17 protein-coding genes are annotated in these 18,360 nt (G+C 68.6%); 9 read left to right on the forward strand and 8 right to left on the reverse strand.

The features are described from left to right. Window positions 1–36: 36 nt before the first annotated feature. The 3 genes from JWS13_RS16230 to JWS13_RS16240 are packed head-to-tail and all read right to left on the reverse strand — an operon-like array spanning window position 37 to window position 3,113. Window positions 37–705, reverse strand: a complete 669-nt coding sequence (locus tag JWS13_RS16230; RefSeq protein WP_206006566.1) for a response regulator — start codon at window positions 703–705, stop codon at window positions 37–39. Next, complete coding sequence (gene macS / locus JWS13_RS16235; protein WP_124392558.1) at window positions 698–1,900, reverse strand: MacS family sensor histidine kinase; 1,203 nt, start codon at window positions 1,898–1,900, stop codon at window positions 698–700. Before macS ends, JWS13_RS16230 begins: the two co-directional genes overlap by 8 nt. Further along, complete coding sequence (locus tag JWS13_RS16240; RefSeq protein WP_206006567.1) at window positions 1,884–3,113, reverse strand: AI-2E family transporter; 1,230 nt, start codon at window positions 3,111–3,113, stop codon at window positions 1,884–1,886. Before JWS13_RS16240 ends, macS begins: the two co-directional genes overlap by 17 nt. Before the next feature lie 188 nt (window positions 3,114–3,301). On the opposite strand from JWS13_RS16240, the gene JWS13_RS16245 reads away from it, so the two are divergent. Continuing rightward, window positions 3,302–4,759: an adenylate/guanylate cyclase domain-containing protein gene (locus JWS13_RS16245; RefSeq protein ID WP_072947540.1), complete on the forward strand. Its 1,458-nt coding sequence runs from the start codon at window positions 3,302–3,304 to the stop codon at window positions 4,757–4,759. Between the two features lie 28 nt (window positions 4,760–4,787). Further along, window positions 4,788–5,921 carry a lysylphosphatidylglycerol synthase transmembrane domain-containing protein gene (locus JWS13_RS16250; RefSeq protein WP_206006568.1) on the forward strand — a complete coding sequence of 378 codons (1,134 nt, stop codon included), beginning with the start codon at window positions 4,788–4,790 and terminating at the stop codon, window positions 5,919–5,921. 32 nt (window positions 5,922–5,953) lie between these two features. On the opposite strand, the gene JWS13_RS16255 is transcribed toward JWS13_RS16250, so the two are convergent. Then, entirely contained in the window at window positions 5,954–6,784 is an 831-nt protein-coding gene (locus JWS13_RS16255) for an alpha/beta fold hydrolase (RefSeq protein WP_206006569.1), read from the reverse strand. An 86-nt stretch (window positions 6,785–6,870) separates the two neighbouring features. Between JWS13_RS16255 and JWS13_RS16260 the strand changes: the two genes are divergently transcribed. The 4 genes from JWS13_RS16260 to JWS13_RS16275 all read left to right on the forward strand — a co-directional run bounded on the left by JWS13_RS16260 (window position 6,871) and on the right by JWS13_RS16275 (window position 10,169). After that, window positions 6,871–7,449, forward strand: coding sequence for a TetR/AcrR family transcriptional regulator (locus tag JWS13_RS16260; protein WP_124392564.1), 579 nt, complete (start codon window positions 6,871–6,873; stop codon window positions 7,447–7,449). A gap of 148 nt (window positions 7,450–7,597) precedes the next feature. Beyond that, the gene (locus JWS13_RS16265) at window positions 7,598–8,152 is read left to right on the forward strand and encodes a YceI family protein (RefSeq protein WP_206006570.1); all 555 of its coding nucleotides are present in this window, start codon (window positions 7,598–7,600) and stop codon (window positions 8,150–8,152) included. Between the two features lie 107 nt (window positions 8,153–8,259). Then, window positions 8,260–8,637 (forward strand): DUF3054 domain-containing protein, encoded by a 378-nt coding sequence (locus JWS13_RS16270; protein WP_206006571.1) that lies wholly within the window; start codon window positions 8,260–8,262, stop codon window positions 8,635–8,637. Window positions 8,638–8,696: 59 nt separating this feature from the next. After that, window positions 8,697–10,169 (forward strand): peptide MFS transporter, encoded by a 1,473-nt coding sequence (locus JWS13_RS16275; protein WP_206006572.1) that lies wholly within the window; start codon window positions 8,697–8,699, stop codon window positions 10,167–10,169. A gap of 40 nt (window positions 10,170–10,209) precedes the next feature. Here the strand turns inward: JWS13_RS16275 and JWS13_RS16280 are convergent, their stop codons facing one another. The 3 genes from JWS13_RS16280 to JWS13_RS16290 all read right to left on the reverse strand — a co-directional run bounded on the left by JWS13_RS16280 (window position 10,210) and on the right by JWS13_RS16290 (window position 14,587). Beyond that, window positions 10,210–10,947: a sulfite exporter TauE/SafE family protein gene (locus JWS13_RS16280; RefSeq protein ID WP_087556780.1), complete on the reverse strand. Its 738-nt coding sequence runs from the start codon at window positions 10,945–10,947 to the stop codon at window positions 10,210–10,212. 55 nt (window positions 10,948–11,002) lie between these two features. Further along, entirely contained in the window at window positions 11,003–12,682 is a 1,680-nt protein-coding gene (locus tag JWS13_RS16285; protein WP_206011627.1) for an NTF2-like N-terminal transpeptidase domain-containing protein, read from the reverse strand. A gap of 96 nt (window positions 12,683–12,778) precedes the next feature. After that, window positions 12,779–14,587 (reverse strand): penicillin-binding transpeptidase domain-containing protein, encoded by a 1,809-nt coding sequence (locus tag JWS13_RS16290; protein WP_206006573.1) that lies wholly within the window; start codon window positions 14,585–14,587, stop codon window positions 12,779–12,781. Between the two features lie 94 nt (window positions 14,588–14,681). Between JWS13_RS16290 and JWS13_RS16295 the strand changes: the two genes are divergently transcribed. After that, the gene (locus tag JWS13_RS16295; RefSeq protein WP_206006574.1) at window positions 14,682–15,248 is read left to right on the forward strand and encodes a hypothetical protein; all 567 of its coding nucleotides are present in this window, start codon (window positions 14,682–14,684) and stop codon (window positions 15,246–15,248) included. A gap of 141 nt (window positions 15,249–15,389) precedes the next feature. Continuing rightward, entirely contained in the window at window positions 15,390–16,988 is a 1,599-nt protein-coding gene (locus JWS13_RS16300) for an ABC-F family ATP-binding cassette domain-containing protein (RefSeq protein WP_206006575.1), read from the forward strand. A gap of 32 nt (window positions 16,989–17,020) precedes the next feature. Here JWS13_RS16300 and JWS13_RS16305 read toward each other — a convergent pair whose 3' ends face one another. Then, window positions 17,021–17,491, reverse strand: coding sequence for a nucleoside deaminase (locus tag JWS13_RS16305; protein ID WP_206006576.1), 471 nt, complete (start codon window positions 17,489–17,491; stop codon window positions 17,021–17,023). A gap of 65 nt (window positions 17,492–17,556) precedes the next feature. Here JWS13_RS16305 and JWS13_RS16310 point away from each other — a divergent pair, with 65 nt between their 5' ends. Continuing rightward, a complete protein-coding gene (locus JWS13_RS16310; protein ID WP_206011628.1) occupies window positions 17,557–18,360 on the forward strand; it encodes an alpha/beta fold hydrolase in 804 nt (267 codons plus the stop codon).

Genomic DNA, 18,360 nt, shown 5'->3' on the forward strand with positions numbered 1-18,360 from the left:
ACTTATTAACGTCCGGCGGTTAACAAGTACTCACGGCTACTCGAGGCCCTGCTCGATGGCGTACCTGGTCAGCTCGACGCGGTTGGCCAACTGCAGCTTGCGGAGCGTGGCCTGGACGTGGTTCTCGACGGTGCGGTGACTCAGCGACAGCTTGGTCGCGATCTGCTTGGCGCTGAGCCCTTTCGCGACGAACCGCAGCACCTCCGTCTCCCGTTCCGTCAGCTTGGGGACGGCGGGGCCCTGCTCGTCTGCGGGCGCGCTCGACATTCGGCGGTACTCCCCCAGCACGAGTCCCGCGAGCCCCGGCGTGAACACCGCCTGCCCGGCCGCGGTGGCCCGCACCGCGTCCAGCAGTTCCTCGACGGACGCGCTCTTCACGAGGTACCCGGACGCGCCGGCCTTGACGGCGTCGAGGACGTCGTCGCGCTCGGACGAGGCGGACAGGACCAGTACCCGGCTGTCCGGCGACACGTCCAGGACGGCGGCGGTGGCCGCGGCCCCGTTGCCGTCCGGCAGTTGCATGTCCATGAGGACGACAGCGGGACGCGTCGCCGCCGCCCGCCGTCCCGCGGCCGCGACGCCGTCCGCCGTGGCGACCACACTGAACCCGGCGCCGTCGAGGTCGCGGGCCACGGCGTCCCGCCACATCGGGTGGTCGTCGACGACCATCACGGTGATCTGCTCGCCGGTCTCCGGGTCACCCATGTGTTTCGTCTCCCTTCGGCACGCGGATCTCCCATTCGGTGCCCTGGCCGGGTTCGGTGTCGAGTTCGGCGGTGCCGCCGAGCGCGCCGACGCGGCCCAGAATGGATTTCGATACTCCCATGCGCCCCTCGGCCTCCGCTTCGGCCAGCCGTCCCGGGGCGATGCCGCTGCCGTCGTCGCGGACGCTGACGATCACCTCGGCGCCCAAATCCTCCAGCAACACGTACGCCCTGGCGCCGGTCCCCGCGTGCAACGCGACGTTGGACAGTGCCGTGTCGACGATCGCGACGAGTTCGGTCGCCCGGCCGCGCTCGATCGTCACCGGATCCGCCGGGGTCGACACGGACACCGTGGTGCTCGCCCGCGTGCCCAGCAGCAGTCGCACGTCGATCGCGCTACCACCCAGATCCGACGCGACACCCGCGCCCTGCTCGGAGATGAGCATGCGCAGCGCCACCTCCTGTTCTCCGGCGAGCTCCGCGAGTTCGGCTGCGGGCCCGCCGATCTCGTTGCCCCGGCGACGGACGAGCGCGAGCACCTGCAGGACGCCGTCGTGCACCTCGCGGGCGAGTCGTTCCCGTTCCTCGGTGGCGGCAGCCAACCGCACGGCCTGCTCCAGCTGGGCCTGCGCGCGCCTCGCGGTGGTGGTGGCGAGCCCGAGCGCCAACCCCACCGACACCAGGACGGGGGCCGTCGCGTCCTTCCACAGGTCGAGGTTGATCTGATCGCGCACCACCGCGCTCACGGTCGCCATGAGCACCCCGGACGCCATGCCGAGCCACGGCCCGCCGAAGACGGCGGCGGAGATCACCGCGTTGGTGACCCACAGCGTCGTCGGCAGCGTCTGATGGTGGTTGTACCACTCCGGATCGGAGACGAGCCGCGTCGACGCCATCAACGCGATGACGATCAGCTGGTCGGCGATCACGACCTGGTAGCGCGGGACCTTTCCGTGGGACAGCAGGACCGCCGACAGCCCTGACCACACCGCCATCAGGGCGACGAGGAACCAGCTCAGCCGCTGATGGGTGTAGTACTGCACGGACACGATCTGGTAGCTGATCGCGTACACCAGTGTGACGAGGCGGAACGCCTGCGCCGCACGCCACAGCGGGGCGTCCGGGTGGGTGTCGAGTTCGGTCGCGGCTCGCGGCCGGTAGTGCAGGCGGCTGCGGTGTTCACTCTCGTCGGTCATGGGTCTGCGCCGGGTTCTCCGAGTGCGGGTCGTCGTGGTGAGGCGGTGTGTCGGCCTGGGCGGGATAGAGCGGGACCGACGGGTCGTCGACCTCGAGCGCGTCGTAGGTGGCTTCCGGGTCCGCGGACAGCAACGACCGCACCGCCGTGTTCAGCAGCGCCACGATCGGCACCGCGAGCAGACCGCCGACGATCCCGGCGAGGACGATGCCGGTGGTGATGGCCAGCACCACCGCGAGCGGGTGCAACCGGACCGCGCGGCCGAGCAGCAGCGGCTGCAGCACGTGGGCCTCGAGTTGCATCACCCCGATGATGATGCCGAGCACGATCAGCGCGGTGAGGAATCCCTTGGTGACGAGCGCCACGAGCACCGCGAGGAACCCGGTGAGGAACGCACCGACGATCGGGATGAACGCGCCGATGAACACGAGCGACGCCAGCGGCAGCGCGAGCGGAACGCCGAGGATCGCGAGTCCCGCGCCGATCCCGATGGCGTCCGCGGCAGCGACCGCGACCGTGGCCCGGACGTACCCGATCAGCGAGCCGAACCCCTCACTTCCCGCCAGCCGGACCCGCCGCCGTGACCTGGTGGGGACGAGGCGGGTGACGAACTCCCAGATCTGGGAGCCGCCGTAGAGGAAGAAGATGAGGGTGAACAGCGTCAGCAGGGCGCCGGTGAAGATCTCGCCGACGACCGTGGCGGTGGTCAGTGCGCCACTCGTCAGCTGTTGCCGGTTCTCCTGGATCGACTTGACCACCGAATCGCCGGCCTGCCGGATCTGGTCCTCGCTGAAGTGGAACGGGCCGTCCGTGAGCCACCCCTGGATCTGTGTGACGCTCGCCTCGAATTGTTCGGTGAGGCCGGGGAGACCCTCGATGAACTGCTCGACGACGAACGTCATGATCCCGGCGACGATGCCGATCGAACCGATGAGGACGACGAGGACGGCGGCCGACCGCGGCACCCCCTTGCCCTGCAGCCAGTCGACGAGGGGCACCAGCAGCGCCGACGCCAGGAGCGCCAGGCCCACCGGGATGAGGACGGTGTCGAGCCTGGTCACGATGTATCCGAGGGTCAGCAGACCGGCGAAGATGACCAGTAGCCGCCACGTCCACTCGGCCGCCACCCGCACCACCGGGTGCACCGACGCCGAGGGGTGACCCCCGCCCTGTGTTACCGCGGCAGTGTCCGAGCGTTGCTCGTTCGCGTTCACCTGCGGAGCGTATCGGGGTTCGGGCGGCACCGGGTGCTTCGCGCGGGAAACACGTGCGCAGGGCACGCATACGCGCCGTTTAGGGGACGTGTCCTACGCCACCCGGTACACCCCCCGCTAAATTGAACGGCGTGCGGAAATCCTATAGAGCGATCGCGGCGACGGTCCGCAGCAGATGGCCGCTCTATATGATCTCGATGCTCCTCGCCAATTTCATCGGCGCCATCCTCGTGTTCGCCTTCGTGCGATACGGGGTGCCGATCCCCGAATCGGCAGCCATCATGGCCGACCGGGTCCGCAACGTCGCGATCTTCGGCGGCTATCTCGCGTTCGCCGCCGTGGTGAGTCTGACGGCCGCCGCGATGATGCTGCGATCGGTGGTCCGCTGGCAGTTGCGGGGTGGTCCGCCGACGCGCAGCGAGCAGATGTCGGCGCTGCACGCGCCGCTGCGGCAGGCGATCGTGCACCTGGTGCTGTGGATCCTCGGCGGCATCATCTTCGTGCTGCTCACCATCACCGAGATGCCGGAACTGGCGGTCGCGGTGATCGTCACCGTCTGCATGGCCGCGACCACCACGTTCGGCTTCACGTACATGCTCGGCGAACGCATCCTGCGTCCCGTGGCCGCCCGCGCGCTCAGTGAGGGCGAGTTCGACCGGACCATGGCCCCCGGCGTCGGCACCCGGATGGCGATGACGTGGGGGCTCGGAACGCTGATGCCCGTCATCGGCATCATCCTGCTGTGCGTGACGCAGATAACCACCGACCTGGTGTTCTCCCCGGACGCGCTCGCGTGGGCGATCATGCTGCTGTCGATCATCGCGATCGCGCAGGCGTTCGCGCTGTCGATGCTGACGGCCAGCCAGATCTCCGACCCGATCAAGCAGCTTCGGCGGGCCATCGAACGCGTCCAGCGCGGCGCCACCGACGTCCGCGTCGAGGTGTTCGACGGCAGCGAGGTCGGGCGACTGCAGGTCGGGTTCAACCGAATGATGCGCGAGTCGGACGAGCGGCGGCTGCTGCGTGAACTGTTCGGCCAGCACGTCGGTGAGGACGTGGCGCGGCGGGCACTGCAGTTCGGCACCGAACTCGGCGGCGAGACGAGGTTCGTCGCCGTGCTGTTCGTCGACATGGTCGGCTCCACCGGCGCCGCCGCGGAGCGTCCCCCCGGCGAGGTCGTGAACCTGCTCAACGAGTTCTTCCGCGTCGTCGTCGACGTGATCGACCGGCACCACGGCTTCGTCAACAAGTTCATGGGCGACGCGGCGCTCGCGATCTTCGGCGCCCCACTCGACCGCCCCGACGCACCGACGGCAGCACTGGCCGCCGCCCGCGAGCTGCGGTTCGCGCTGAACGAGATCACCGGCCTCGACGTCGGCATCGGCGTCTCCGCGGGCCTCGCCGTCGCCGGCAACATCGGCGCCGCCGAACGCTTCGAGTACACGGTGATCGGAGACCCCGTCAACGAGGCGTCGCGGCTCACCGAACTCGCCAAGCTGCACCCCAGCCGCGTGCTGGCGTCGACGAGTGCCCTGTATTTCGCGGACGACGACGAACAGGCGCACTGGGAACTCGGCGAACAGGTCCAGCTGCGGGGCCGTCGCCGCAACACCCATCTGGCTTGGCCGGAGGACTATCCGGAGTAATCCGCTACCCGTTGGTTACGCTGGCCAGGTGGCACAGCCTCGATCCGACCCGCCCACTGCCGAGCATCCTCGGCAGCGAAGCCGATACTGGTGGATCAAATGGCTACTCGGCGCCGGCCTCCTGGCGCTGCTGACTGTCGAGGGAATCTATCTGTGGCCCACACTCAGCGACTCGTGGAAAGCGCTCACCGAGATCCACTGGGGGTGGGTCGCGGCGTGCATCGCAGCCCAGGCGGTGTCCCTGAGCGGGTACGGAGCGGTCCAGCAGCGACTCTTGCAGGCGGGCGGCGTCGTCGTCACCCAGCTGAAGTCGGTGTCCGTGATCTACGCGAGCACCGCGATGGCCGTGAGCCTGCCCGCCGGTCAGGTGTTCTCCACCGCCTTCACCTACAAGCAGACCCGCAAGTGGGGCGCCACCCCCATCGTGGCGTCGTGGCAGCTGGCGATCTCGGGCGTGATCGCCGCGGGCAGCCTCGCGCTTCTCGGCGCCGCGGGCGCATTCGCGGTGGGCACCAAGGTGAGTCCGGTCACCCTCGCGCTGTCGCTGGTGGCCGCGTTCGGCCTGTTCTACGCGCTGCGATACATCTCACGTAACCCCGACTCCATCGAGTCGATCGGGCTGTGGGTGCTCGCCCGGTACAACAAGTTCCGCAAGAACCCCCCCGAAGCCGGCGCCGAGCGGTGGCGGGAGATCCTGAGCCAGCTCGATTCGGTCGAGCTGAGACGCAAGGATTCGATCATCACGTTCGGGTGGTCGGCGGTGCACCGGCTCGCCGACGTCGCATGCCTCGGTTTCGCGTGCTGGGCGGTGGGCGCGGAACCGTCGTTCGCGGGCCTGCTGATCGCGTTCGCCGCGGCCAAGGCAGTGGCCAGCATTCCCCTCGCACCGGGCGGGCTGGGGTTCGTCGACGGCACCCTGATCGCCACCCTGACCGCGGCGGGGGCCACCGCGTCGCAGGCCCTCGCGGCCGTGTTCGTCTACCGCGTCGTGAGCTACATCCTCGTCGCACTGGTCGGCTGGGTGGTGTTCTTCATCCTGTTCCGGCACAACCAGCACGAGGATCTGGAGATGGACCTCGAATTCGAACGCCGGGAGCAGTCGACCCCGACCACCAACCGGACGCAGCACTCCACGGACGCCGAGCCCGACTCCCAGCCGTGAGTACTTGTTAACCGCCGGACGTTAATAAGTACTCACGGGTGGCGGAGCCGCAAAGCCTCCGCCACCACGTCCGGCCGGTCCTCGGGCATCAACGTGTAACTGTCCTCGACCTCCCGCAGTCGGGCGTTCGGGTACAGCTCGGCCAGCCGCCGACCGTGGTCGCGAGGCATCACCTTGTCCTCGACCGCCCACAGCATGAGGACCGGCCGGTCGAAGTTCCGGTTCGCTTCCGCCCATTCCAGCAGCGTCGATTTGGGCGGAAGCGACGTCGTGTACTTGCGCAGGTCCCGGCGTATCCGGCGATCGGTGGTCGCGGGCCGGAACCAGCCGTCCATCACCGCTTTCGGTACGGGACGCTTGCTCATCCACCCCCACGCCGCGGGAGCGCGGCGCATGGCCCGGAATCGCAGCGCCTGCATGGTCAGGGCGAGGCCACCGGGGACCGCCGCCGCGAGGCCGATCGCACGACCGGGAATCCCCGGCGGATAGTTGTCGAACGCCTCGCACGGGGTGAGGACGAGGGCCCCGACGCGGCTGGTGTCGCCGAGCGCGATCAACACCTGCGCGCCGCCCCAGTCGTTCTGCACGAGCGTGACGTCGGTCAGGTCGAGCCGCTCGAGGAACTCACCGATGAGCAGCCCGAGGGCGCGTAACGAGAGGTCGGCGTCGGCGCGCATCGGAATGCGGTGCGCGCCGAGTGGGAGCGTGGGGAGAACGCAGCGGAAGTCCGGGACGAGTCGCTCCACCACGTGCCGCCACACGGTGCCGTCGATCGTCAGGCCGGAGATGAACACGAGGACGGGGCCGTCGCCTCCGGTGTCGTCGTACTCGACGATGCCTGCGGAGAGTTCGATCTGCTTCATGGCGCTCACCCCACTTGATAGATCGTTCTACTGAGAATCACGTTACGATGGGGTGCGCACCGAGCACAACGGTCGGAGGCAGAAAAGTGAACGACACCAAGGCCCGGATCCTCGGCACCAGCAGCGACCTGTTCCGCCGCAACGGCTACACCGGGACCGGACTCAAGCAGGTCGCGACGGAGGCCCGTGCCCCGTTCGGGTCGATCTACCACTTCTTCCCGGGCGGAAAGCAGCAGCTCGGAGAGGAGGTCATCCGGACGTCGGGCGAGGAGTACGCGCGGCTGGTGTTCTCCATCCTCGACGCGCATCCCGACATCCTCGAGGGGATCGAGGTCGGGTTCCGGCTGGCGGGCGAGACCCTGGTGGCCACCGATTACGCGGACGCCTGCCCCATTGCCACGGTCGCACTCGAGGTCGCGAGCACCAACGAGGTGCTCCGCGTCGCCACGGCGGATGTGTTCACGAGCTGGATCGACTCCGGCAGCGCGCTGCTGCGGTCCCGCGGGTTCGGCGAGGCCGATGCGAGGCGCCTGATCCTTGGATTCGTCACCAGCCTGGAGGGCGCGTTCGTGCTCGCCCGCGCGCTCCGCAGCACCGAACCGCTCGACGCGGCCGGGGCCACCGTGCTCGCCGCCGCGCGCGCCTGCCTCCCCCCACGTGAGTGAGAAAGCGTCCCCGGACACGCTTTGCCACTCACCTGCCGGATGTGACGGAGGACACATGCCGAAGGTGGAAGAAATCCCCGCCGGCAATAGTTGAATCAGCAAGAACTTGAACATTCAATTACTTGCGTCGACGATCCGAGGAGTTTTCATGACCACCGCCACCGCCACCCTCCCCAACCTCACCGCCGGAACCTGGGCCATCGACACCGTCCACTCCACCGTCGGCTTCTCCGTCCGCCACCTCATGGTCAGCAAGGTCCGCGGCACCTTCAACGACTTCGCCGGCGCCATCACCGTCGCCGAGGACGGCACCACCGCCGTCACCGCCGAAATCCAGGTCGCCTCCATCGACACCAAGAACACCGACCGCGACGCCCACATCAAGTCCGCCGACTTCTTCGACGCCGCGCAGTACCCCACCGCCACCTTCACCTCCACCGCCGTCCGCGCCAAGGGCGACGACTACGTGATCGACGGCGACTTCACCCTCCACGGCGTCACCCGGCAGGTCGAGCTCGCCCTCGAGTTCAACGGCGTCAACCCCGGCATGGGCAACGGGCCGGTCGCCGGCTTCGAAGCCACCACCGTCCTCAACCGCAAGGACTTCGGCATCACCATCGACATGCCCCTCGAAGGCGGCGGCGCCGTCGTCGGCGACAAGATCACCATCACCCTCGAGATCGAGGCCGCCCTGCAGGCCTGACCCACCCGCACCACCCGCGCCCCGTCGTCCACCCGGACGACGGGGCGCGGTCGTCGTGAAACCGATCGGCCGGAACTCCGCGACGGCGCCACCTCTAGGCTGGCCGTGTGAAGAAGTACCTCCCCGCGCTCGCCCTGGACGTCGTCCTCGTCATCGTGTTCTGCGCGATCGGCCGCCGCAGTCACGACGAAGCCAACGCCCTGACGGGCCTGGCGACCACGGCCTGGCCGTTCCTGTCCGGTCTGGCGGTCGGCTGGCTCGCGACCATCGCGCTCTACCGCGACAAGTTCGACGCGTTACTCATCGTCCCGACGGGCATCGTGGTGTGGTTGTCGACGCTCGTGGTGGGCATGCTGTTGCGCGTGGTGAGCAGCCAGGGGACGGCGTTCAGTTTCATCATCGTGGCGGGCACCGTCCTCGCCGTGTTCCTCGTCGGCTGGCGGGCCGTCGCGAAGATCGTGACGAAGGCGCGCGCCACCACCTGATCGCAGCGAATCCGCCCCGACGGCACACGAACTTCCGCTTGAGGTGAGACAGTTTTCCCATGAGTGACACCATCGATCCGGCCCGGGACGAGCGGCGGTCCGACCGCGGTTTCTTCGGCCAGCCGTTCGCCCTCGCGAACCTGTTCGGCGTCGAGATGTGGGAGCGATTCTCCTTCTACGGGATGCAGGGCATCCTGATCTATTACCTCTACTATTCGGCCGCCGACGGCGGTCTCGGAATCGCCGAATCGTCCGCGACCAGCATCGTCGGCGCCTACGGCGGCACGGTGTACCTGTCCACCATTTTGGGCGCATGGGTCGCGGACCGTCTCCTCGGCTCCGAACGCACCCTGTTCTACAGCGCCATCCTCGTCATGCTCGGTCACATCGCCCTGGCAGTGTTCCCGGGCCTGTGGGGTGTGGGCATCGGCCTGGTCTGTGTCGCGTTCGGTAGCGGTGGGCTCAAGGCCAACGCCACGTCTCTGGTCGGCGATCTGTACGACGAACAGGACGAGCGCCGCGACGCCGGATTCTCCATCTTCTACATGGGCATCAACCTGGGCGCCCTGGTCGGCCCGCTGCTGACGGGCTGGGCGCAGGACGCCATCGGCTTCCATGCGGGCTTCGCGCTGGCCGCGATCGGTATGGCGCTCGGACTGATCCAGTACACGCTCGGCCGCAAGCATCTCCGGGGTGTGGGCGCCGAGCCGACCAACCCGCTCCCCCGCGACCAGCGCAGCAAGTGGATCGCGATCGGCGCCGGCGCGGTGATCGTGATCGCCGCCCTGTCGCTCACCGGAGTGATCACCGCCGCCAACATGTCGGACATCGTCGTCGGTCTCACCATCGTCGCGGCGATCGGCTATTTCGCGATCATGCTGACCAGCCACCGCATCACGGCCGTCGAGCGCAGTCGCGTCTTTGCGTTCATTCCGATGTTCATCGCCAGCGCCGTATTCTGGTCGCTCTTCCAGCAGCAGTTCACCACCGTCGCCGTCTACTCGGACAAGCGACTCGACCGCAACCTGTTCGGCTGGGACTTCCCGCCGTCGTGGGTGCAGTCCATCAACCCGGTCTTCATCATCATCTTCGCGGGTGTGTTCGCCGCCGCATGGACGAAACTCGGCCCCCGTCAGCCGTCGTCGCCGATCAAGTTCGCGGCCGGCACGATCATCATGGGTCTCGCGTTCCTGGCGTTCATCCCGATGTCTGGTGGCGGCGCGAACAGCGCACCACTGCTGGGTCTCGCAGGCATCCTCCTGCTGTTCACGTTCGCGGAACTGCTGCTGTCGCCGGTGGGCCTGTCACTGTCGACCAAGCTGGCGCCCGAGGCGTTCCACACCCAGATGGTGGCGTTGTTCTTCCTGTCCGTCGCACTGGGCACCGCGATGGCGGGCACGCTGGCCAAGTACTACGACGAGAACAACGAGGTCCCGTACTTCACCGCGGTCGGGCTCGGCTCGATCGCCGTGGGCGTGCTGCTCGCCATCGGGGCACCGTGGATCAAACGTCTGATGAAGGGCGTGCACTAAAACCGTCTGCGCTGAGAACCGTCTGGGCCGAGAAACTGTCTCAGCGCACCCACAACCACACGGCCAAGCCGAATCCCGCCATCGAGATGACGACGCGGAGGATGGACGGCGGTATCCGCCTGACCACGGGCGGGCCGCACCATCCACCGGCCAGGGCACCGATCGCCATCGCGGCGGCGGCGCCCCAGTGGACGGGGCCGAAGGCCGCGAACCCGATCGCGGCGACCAGGTTCGCGACGCCGAGGAGAAAGCTCTTCAGGATGGTCGCGCGCCAGATCTTCTCCGACGTGAGGATCAGGGCGATCGCCAGGAAGATGACGCCGGCGCCCGCACCGAAGTACCCGCCGTAGATGGCGACGACGAACAGTGACACCGAGTAGGTGCGGGGCATGTCCCGCCCGCCCGCCAGCGCACGCAGGCGGGGTTGCAGCAGCAGCGCCAGCGCGGCGAACGCGACCATGAACGGGACGATCGCCTCGAACGACCCCGCGGGCGCCAGCAGCAGGATTCCCGCGCCGACCAGGCCGCCGGCCGCCGAGTACAGCGCCCAGCGCCACAGCTTGGGACCGGTGTCGGCGACCTCCCGCGTCGAGTTGGACAGCGCGCCGACACCGACGGCCACCATCGCGACCGTGTTGGTCACGTTGGCGGTCACGGGCGGCAGACCGACGGCGAGGAGTGCGGGATACGACACGATGGACGCCAGGCCGGTGACGAACCCGACCAGTCCGGCGAAGAACCCCGCTACGACGAGAAGACCGATATCAAGCAGGGACACAAGGTAGAAACTTACCCTTGCTCACTTACTCCCTCAGCGCGGACGGTTCCCGCCGTCAGTTCGCCGGCTTCGCCATCTCACGGAAGAGCATGTCGGTCATCTTCACCGCGCGGTCGCCACCGTCGGCGTCGGCGACGAAGACCGCAAAGGCCAGATCGCCGCGTGAGCCGTAGAACCAGCGGTCGTCGCCGCTCGCACCGTTCATGCCCATGAGGTCCGGGTAGCCGTTGAGGAACGACGCCCCGCCCCGCACGACGTTGTCGCGCATCATGCCCCGCAACTGGTCGTTGATGTTCGCCGGAAGCGGCTGAGCGGCCACGTCGGTGGTGCCCGGCTGCCCCTGGACGATCATCGGTGCCGGCGCGCTGCCCCGTGCGATCGACGCGGCCAGCATGGCCATCCCGAACGGCGTGACGGCGGGCAGGTCGCTGTCCTTGCGGTTCATCACCTGGTTCATGCCCGACTGGTCGGCGGTGAAGACGGCGGTCTGATGGTCGAGGCCCGGGATCTTGTAGTTCATGCCGAGCCCGAGCTGATTGCCCGCCTTCTCGATGTCTTCGATCGACAGCGACGACGGGTCGACGCCCTTCTGCAGTCCGGCGGCCCTCTTCACCAGGTCGAGGTTCGATCCGGCGTTGTAGAGACCCTGGAACGCGATCGGCCCCTGCTCCATCGCCTGGTTGTTCTGCGCGGCGGCCAGAACGGCGCCGGAGGACGGCTGGATCGCGACGATCGCCGCGGGGGTGCCGACGCTGACGACGGCTTCCTCGGCTGCCAGCTGCAGGTGAGAGTCCACCGTCGCGACGATGTCCGGTCCGGGCGGGCCCTGGAAACCGGCCTGAGGGATGAGCGTGCCGTCGGGGTCGACGAGGTGGACGGCCCAGCCGGCCGTCGCGTCCCGGTTGGCCTGCCACACCTTGCGCAGCGGATCCAGCAGCGGCGTCGTGATGCGCCGATCCGACGTGATGAGCTTCGGCGTCTTGATGGTGATCACGCCGGGGATCGCGAGGTCCTCCTCGAGGAATTGCCAGTCCTGGTCGCGCAACAGCACGGCGGTGACCTGCTGGCCGGGCTTCTCGGCCATCTCCGCCATCATCGAGTCGGCCGTCACGAGGGGAGCCACTGGCTCGAGGACCTCCGCCAGACGCCGGGTGGTCGCGACGGGATCAGGCATCGTCGCGGGATCGAGGGTGACCGAGTTGATGGTCTGCTCGTTCATGAGCAACCCGCCGACAGCGTCGAAGACCCGCGGCGGTGCGGCGTCCGTCCGGTCGTAGCGGACGACGCGCCCGTTACCCAGGTCGGGAGCGAGGATCGACGGATCCCAGGAGATGCGCCAGCCGACGGACAGGTTCCGCACGCCGCCCTGAACCTGATAGGTCCAATCCTTGCCCTCACCGAAATGCCAAGCGGCACCGACGGTGAAGAAGCCGGAATCCGAGCCGAGATCCATGAACTGGGTCACGTCGAACTTGGCGTCCTCGGGATGGAGTCCGTCGAACATCTGCTGAATCGCCGTCTCCGCGGCGTTGGGATAGGAGGTTTGCGCTGCAGCGGCAGCGGCATCGCCCTCGTTCAGTGCGTTGACGAAATCGTCGACGACCGATTGCGCGGTCGCCTCCTCTTTCGACAGCACGCACGACGCCAGAATTACCGCCAGAACGACAGCCGACGTCAGGGCGATCACGTATCTGTTGCGGCGGCCAAGCGATCGTCCATTCCCCATGTCCACCATCTTGCTTTCAGTCACATGCGTAACAAGCACCATTTGCCTACGAAGGAGTTACGGTTGAGCCACAACTTATCCCCGAACAGCAACGCGTGAACGGGTTTATCGAAGAAAACGCCCCGCAGCCTGCACAGCAGGGGCCGAACTGTCACCTGTTGCAATAAAGACGGCAAATGCTAGGTCGTCCTTGATTCCGACGAACCAGCCGTGAGCGGGACCACTTCCGGACTCGGCCGTGCCCGTTTTGCCGAGAAGTCCCGGAATGTCCTGCAGCGCAGTAGCGGTACCTCCCGTCACAGTTTCACGCATCATCGTCCGGAGGTCGGCCGTGACGTTCGCAGGCACGGCGGGCGCCGTCTTGTCGGCGGTCCCGGGCTGCCCCTGCACGATCATCGGCGCCGGCGTGGAACCGTCCGCGATCGATGCGGCCACCATAGCCATCCCGAACGGCGACGCAGTCACCTGCCCCTGCCCGATACCGGACTCGACCCGGGCGGCGGGACTGTCGGCGATCGGCACGCTGCCGGTGACGGTGGTCAGTCCGGGCGTGACGTAGTCGACGCCGAGCCCGAACTGCAGCGCGGCCTTCTGCAGGGCGTCGGGCGGCAGCCCGACCGCGAGCCGTCCCATGGTGGTGTTGCACGACCGCGCGAACGCGGTGTGCAGCGGGACCGCGCCGAGGTCGAATTCGTCGTCGTTGGGGATCTGCCTGCCCTCGATGTTCTCGGTGCCGGGGCAGGGCAGGACGGTGTCGGGGGTGGCGGCGCCGGCCTGCAGCGCGGCGGACGTCGTCACCGTCTTGAACGTCGATCCCGGCGGGTAGAGGCCGGTGAGCGCGATCGGGCCGAGCGCGTCGGCCGGGGCGTTCTGCGCGACCGCGAGCACCTCACCCGTGGACGGTCGCAGGGCGACGATCGCGGCCTGCTGCGGGACGTCGGCGAGCGCCCGCTCTGCGGCCATCTGCATCGGGAGGTCGAGGGTCGTCGCGATGTCGGGGGCGTCGGGGCCCTGCTCTCCCGCGACGCTCTTCGCCGAACCGTCCTGACCGACCAGTTGCACCGCCCAGCCCGCGGACGCGTCCTGCCCCTGCTGCCACAGGTCGCCGAGCCCCGCCAGGGTGGGCGATGCCAGCGCCTTGTCCGTGCTGAGCAGCCTGGTCTGCGGGGCGAGCGTGACTCCGGCGAGTTGCCGCAGCTGCGGTTCGATCGGCGCCAGGTCCTCGGCCCGCAGCGAGATGGCGGTGACCGGCTTGCCCTGGGCGCCGGCCAGATCCTGCTGGAGCGAGGCCGCGGTGATGGTCGGCGCGATGGGCGACAGCAGCGACGCGACCGCGGCGGTGTCGGCGCCCTGGTCGAGGTTGACCAGCGTGACGACCTGCTGTTCGAGGATCGGGGCGCCACCCGCGGCGAGAACCTTCGGCGGTGTGCCCGTCGTGGTCGTGTACCGGACGGTGGTGTCGTCGGTGAGTCCGGGTGCGAGCACGGCCGGGTCCCAGACGATCTTCCAGTCGTCGCCGTCCTTGGTGGCGTTGCCGGTGGTGCTGTACTTCCATTCCTGCCCCGGGGCGAACGGCCACGACACGTCCATCGTGAACGTTCCGCCGTCGTCGCCCGACTCCTGCACGTCGGTGCGGGTGTACGTGCCGTCCTTGTTTCCGAGCCCGTCGTACATGGCCGTGATCGCGGCGGTGGCGGCGGCCGGATCGGTGGTGAGTGCGGCGGCGGCCCGCACGTCGTCGCTGTTCAGGGCGTCGGCGAACTGCTGCGACACGGTGTCGGGCTGGTCCGGCCCGAAGAGTCCGCAGGCGGAGAGCACCGTCGCGAGGACGGCGATTCCGGCGGTCGCCTTCCGGGTGGGGGTGGGACGGATGGGGCTGTGACGAACGGTTGAGGTGCGCACGGACTCGATCATGCCTGACGTGGTGGCGCGCTTCGAACAATCGGTGTAATCATGTAATCAGTGCTGCATCACAGTGATGGTGGCACCCGGCTCCCAGGAGGACGCCATGAAGAACGCACAAGGTCCGGGCCCCCGCCGCTTCGGCCGCCCCGGTGGATGGCAGCAGGCGGACGTCCCCGACGCGAGCGACGCGGCCGAGTGGTTCGCCGGCCGCCTCCCCGACGACTGGTTCACCGGCCCCGCGACCGTCGAGGTCGACCGGGAGGAGATCGTGGTGGTCGGCGAGTTGCCGCCCGTCGAGTCCGCCGAATCCGGTTCCGAGGCCGCGATCGAGGGGCGCATCTCGCGCTTCCGCGAAACGACCCGAGGCGATCGGATGCGCATCGCGGACGAGGCCGAGCGGCGCTACGGGCGCAAGGTCGCATGGGGTGTCAGCCTCGACGACCACAAGACGCTGTTCACCCACCTCGCCGTCCCGGTGATGACCCGGCTCCGCCAACCCGAACGCAAGGTTCTCGACACGCTCGTCGACGCCGGTGTGGCGCGGTCGCGGTCGGACGCGCTGATGTGGACGGTCCGCCTGGCGGGCCAGCACAGCGAACAGTGGCTGGCCGAACTGCGCGAGGCCATGGCGAAGGTGGACGAACTCAGGGCCGACGGCCCCCAGATTTAATTCGATTGCGCGGGCATCGGCGGCGTCCTATCGTGAACGTCACCGATGCGCACCGGGCGCGTCAGACAGAGGGGAACGGTCCATTGCTCCTGACGAGGTAGTCACGCGAGTCTTCATCCGCACACACCTCGGGAGTACCCCATGGCCCAGTCACATCTGTCCCTGTCCGACCTCACGTTCACCTGGCCCGACGGCGAGCCTGTCTTCGACGGCCTCGACGCCGTCTTCGGCCCCGGACGCACCGGCCTGGTGGGCCTCAACGGTTCCGGCAAATCCACGCTGCTCCGGCTGATCGCCGGGCGCCTGCGTCCCGACCGCGGGTCGGTGACGGCGCAGGGCGAGGTGGCGTACCTGCCGCAGGACATCACACTCGACCCCACGCTGAAGGTCGACCGGATCCTCGGCATCGACGATCTTCGGGCGGCGTTGCACCGCATCGAGTCCGGCGACGGCACCCCCGAGGATTTCGATGCCGCGACCGGCCGCTGGGACATCGAGGAGCGGGCCGTGTCGACCCTGCACCGGCTCGGTCTCGAGCGGGTGCTCGGCAGCACGTCCGACCTCGACCGCACCGTCGGCACCCTGTCGGGCGGTGAGACCGTGCTGCTCGGGCTCACCGCGCAACTGCTGAGGGAACCGGAGGTGCTGCTCCTCGACGAGCCCACCAACAACCTCGACGGCGCGTCCCGCAGCAAGCTCTACGAGGTGGTGCAACAGTTTCCGGGCACGCTGCTGGTGGTCAGCCACGATCGCGCCCTGCTCGACCTCATGACGTCGATCGCGGACCTGCGCTCCGGCGAGATCCGCATGTTCGGCGGGAACTTCAGCGCGTACCAGGAGATCGTCGAGGCGGAGCAGGAGGCCGCGCGGGCCGCGGTGCGCGACGCCCGCAGCGACGTGCAGAAGCAGAAGCGGGAACTCGTCGAGGCCCGCATCAAGATCGACCGTCGTAAGCGGTACGGGCAGAAGATGTTCGAGAACAAGCGCGAGCCGAAGATCGTGATGGGGCTGCGGAAGCGGCAGGCGCAGGAGTCGGCGGGGAAGCTGCGGAACAATCACATCGCGAAGGTCGACGAGGCGCGGGATTCGTTGACGGAAGCGGAGAGTGCCCTGCGGGACGACCGCGAGGTGCGCATCGATCTGCCCGCCACGGAGGTGTACTCGGGCCAGGAGGTGGTCTCCGTCCGGGACCTAGGCCTGCGCAGCGGACAGCAGGTGACGCTGGACGTGGTCGGTCCCGAGCGGATCGCCCTCGTCGGACGCAACGGCGTCGGGAAGACGACCCTGCTCGACGCCGTCGTGGCGGCGGGACCGCGGGTGCCGTTCAGGGCCCTGCCGCAGCGACTCGACGTGTTCGACGAGTCGCTGACGGTCGCCGAGAACGTGGCCGCGGCGGCGCCGCACGCTTCGCAGGAACAGATCCGCGCCCAGCTGGCCCGGTTCCTGTTCCGGGGCAACGATTCCGATGTTCTCGCGTCCGCGTTGTCGGGCGGGGAACGGCTGCGCGCCGCCCTCGCGACCATCCTGCTGGCCGAGCCCGCCCCGCGACTGCTGCTGTTGGACGAGCCGACGAACAACCTCGACCTGCCGAGCCTCGCGCACCTCACGCAGGCGCTGCGAAGTTACCGCGGCGCGCTGATCGTAATCAGCCACGACCGGCAGTTCCTCCACGACATCGGCGTCACCCGGTGGCTGGAACTGACCGGGGAGGCGCTTCGCGCTTGTGCGCCTTTCGGGTAGTTCCCGCTACCAGAAAGGCGCACGGGCGAGAGCTATTCGGCGACGCCGATGTCCTCGTGCCAGAGTGCGGGCCTGCTCTCGATGAATTCGGCCATCAGGTCGATGCAGTGCTGATCGCGCAGGACGGTGACGTCGACGCCGTTCTCGCGGAGCCATTCGTGACCGCCGGTGAACGTGACGCTCTCCCCCACGACGATGGCGCCGATGTTGAATTGCCGGACCAGTCCGCTGCAGTACCAGCACGGCGACAGGGTGGTCACCATGATCGTCGAGCGGTAGTCGCGCTGGCGCCCGGCGGCACGGAAGGCGTCCGTCTCGCCGTGGACGGACGGGTCGCCGTGCTGGACCCGCCGGTTGCGACCGCGTCCCAGCAGGGTTCCGTCGGCGGCGAACAGCGCGGCCCCGATCGGGATTCCGCCCTCCCGTTTGCCGAGTTCCGCCTCGGCGATCGCGACGGCCAGCAGTTCCTCGGGATCGAGCGCGGGGTTCGGGGGAATCGGCATGCCACCAGTATCGCCCCCGACCTCTGCGCCCGAGTGCACACCGGGAGTCAGCCGCGACGCGCGTGATGCAGACTGGGCGGGTGCAGCACGCTACCAATCCCGTCGACGGCGTCCGGATCGCGTATCGGACGGTCGGCGACGGGGAACCGCTCGTCCTCGTCCACGGCACGGCCCTCTCCCACGCGATCTGGCGCGGGTTCGGTTACGTCGCTGCGCTGCGTGATCGGTACCGGCTGATCCTGGTCGATCTGCGGGGCCACGGGCGCAGCGACAAGCCGCACGACGAGGACGCGTATGCGATGGATCTGCTCAGCGGCGACGTCTTGGCGGTCCTCGATCACCTGGAGCTGCCCAGCGCGCACGTGCTGGGGTATTCGCTCGGCGGCCGGGTCGCGCTGGCGTTGGCAGTCGGCGCGCCCGAACGCCTGGAGAGCCTGATCGTCGGCGGTGGCAGCAGCCTCCCGCAGGCCGGCGCGTTCGACCGGCTGTTCTTCCCGGGCTGCATCGACGTCCTCGAACGGGACGGCATGGAGGCGTTTCTGGGACAGTGGAATGCCCGGCGCGCGTGGCCGATCGACGCCGGGACGCGAGCGGCGTTCCTGGCGAACGACGCCGAGGCGCTCGCCGCGTACATGCGGCGTTCCGGTGTGGAGCCGGGGGTCGACGACGACGTCCTGCGCCGGATCGCCGTCCCCACCCTGCTGTTCGTCGGCTCGGAGGACGCCGAGCGGATCGGCGACACCCGGCGGGTGGCGGCGCTGATTCCCGATGCGTCGCTGACGATCCTGCCCGGTTTCGACCATTCGACGGCGGTGGCCGCGAGCACCGAAGTGCTCGCGGCCGTCGAGCCGTTTCTCGCTGCGGTGTGA

Source organism: Rhodococcus pseudokoreensis, from assembly GCF_017068395.1.
GTDB lineage: Bacteria > Actinomycetota > Actinomycetes > Mycobacteriales > Mycobacteriaceae > Rhodococcus_F > Rhodococcus_F pseudokoreensis.

Excerpts from the sequence above, each read along its gene's own strand:
- JWS13_RS16230 (WP_206006566.1), bottom strand. The coding sequence starts at position 705 with ATGGGTGACCCGGAGACCGGCGAGCAGATCACCGTGATGGTCGTCGAC.
- macS (WP_124392558.1), bottom strand. The coding sequence starts at position 1,900 with ATGACCGACGAGAGTGAACACCGCAGCCGCCTGCACTACCGGCCGCGA.
- JWS13_RS16245 (WP_072947540.1), top strand. The coding sequence starts at position 3,302 with ATGATCTCGATGCTCCTCGCCAATTTCATCGGCGCCATCCTCGTGTTC.
- JWS13_RS16255 (WP_206006569.1), bottom strand. The coding sequence starts at position 6,784 with ATGAAGCAGATCGAACTCTCCGCAGGCATCGTCGAGTACGACGACACC.
- JWS13_RS16265 (WP_206006570.1), top strand. The coding sequence starts at position 7,598 with ATGACCACCGCCACCGCCACCCTCCCCAACCTCACCGCCGGAACCTGG.
- JWS13_RS16275 (WP_206006572.1), top strand. The coding sequence starts at position 8,697 with ATGAGTGACACCATCGATCCGGCCCGGGACGAGCGGCGGTCCGACCGC.
- JWS13_RS16285 (WP_206011627.1), bottom strand. The coding sequence starts at position 12,682 with ATGGTGGACATGGGGAATGGACGATCGCTTGGCCGCCGCAACAGATAC.
- JWS13_RS16290 (WP_206006573.1), bottom strand. The coding sequence starts at position 14,587 with ATGATCGAGTCCGTGCGCACCTCAACCGTTCGTCACAGCCCCATCCGT.
- JWS13_RS16295 (WP_206006574.1), top strand. The coding sequence starts at position 14,682 with ATGAAGAACGCACAAGGTCCGGGCCCCCGCCGCTTCGGCCGCCCCGGT.
- JWS13_RS16300 (WP_206006575.1), top strand. The coding sequence starts at position 15,390 with ATGGCCCAGTCACATCTGTCCCTGTCCGACCTCACGTTCACCTGGCCC.
- JWS13_RS16305 (WP_206006576.1), bottom strand. The coding sequence starts at position 17,491 with ATGCCGATTCCCCCGAACCCCGCGCTCGATCCCGAGGAACTGCTGGCC.
- JWS13_RS16310 (WP_206011628.1), top strand. The coding sequence starts at position 17,557 with ATGCAGACTGGGCGGGTGCAGCACGCTACCAATCCCGTCGACGGCGTC.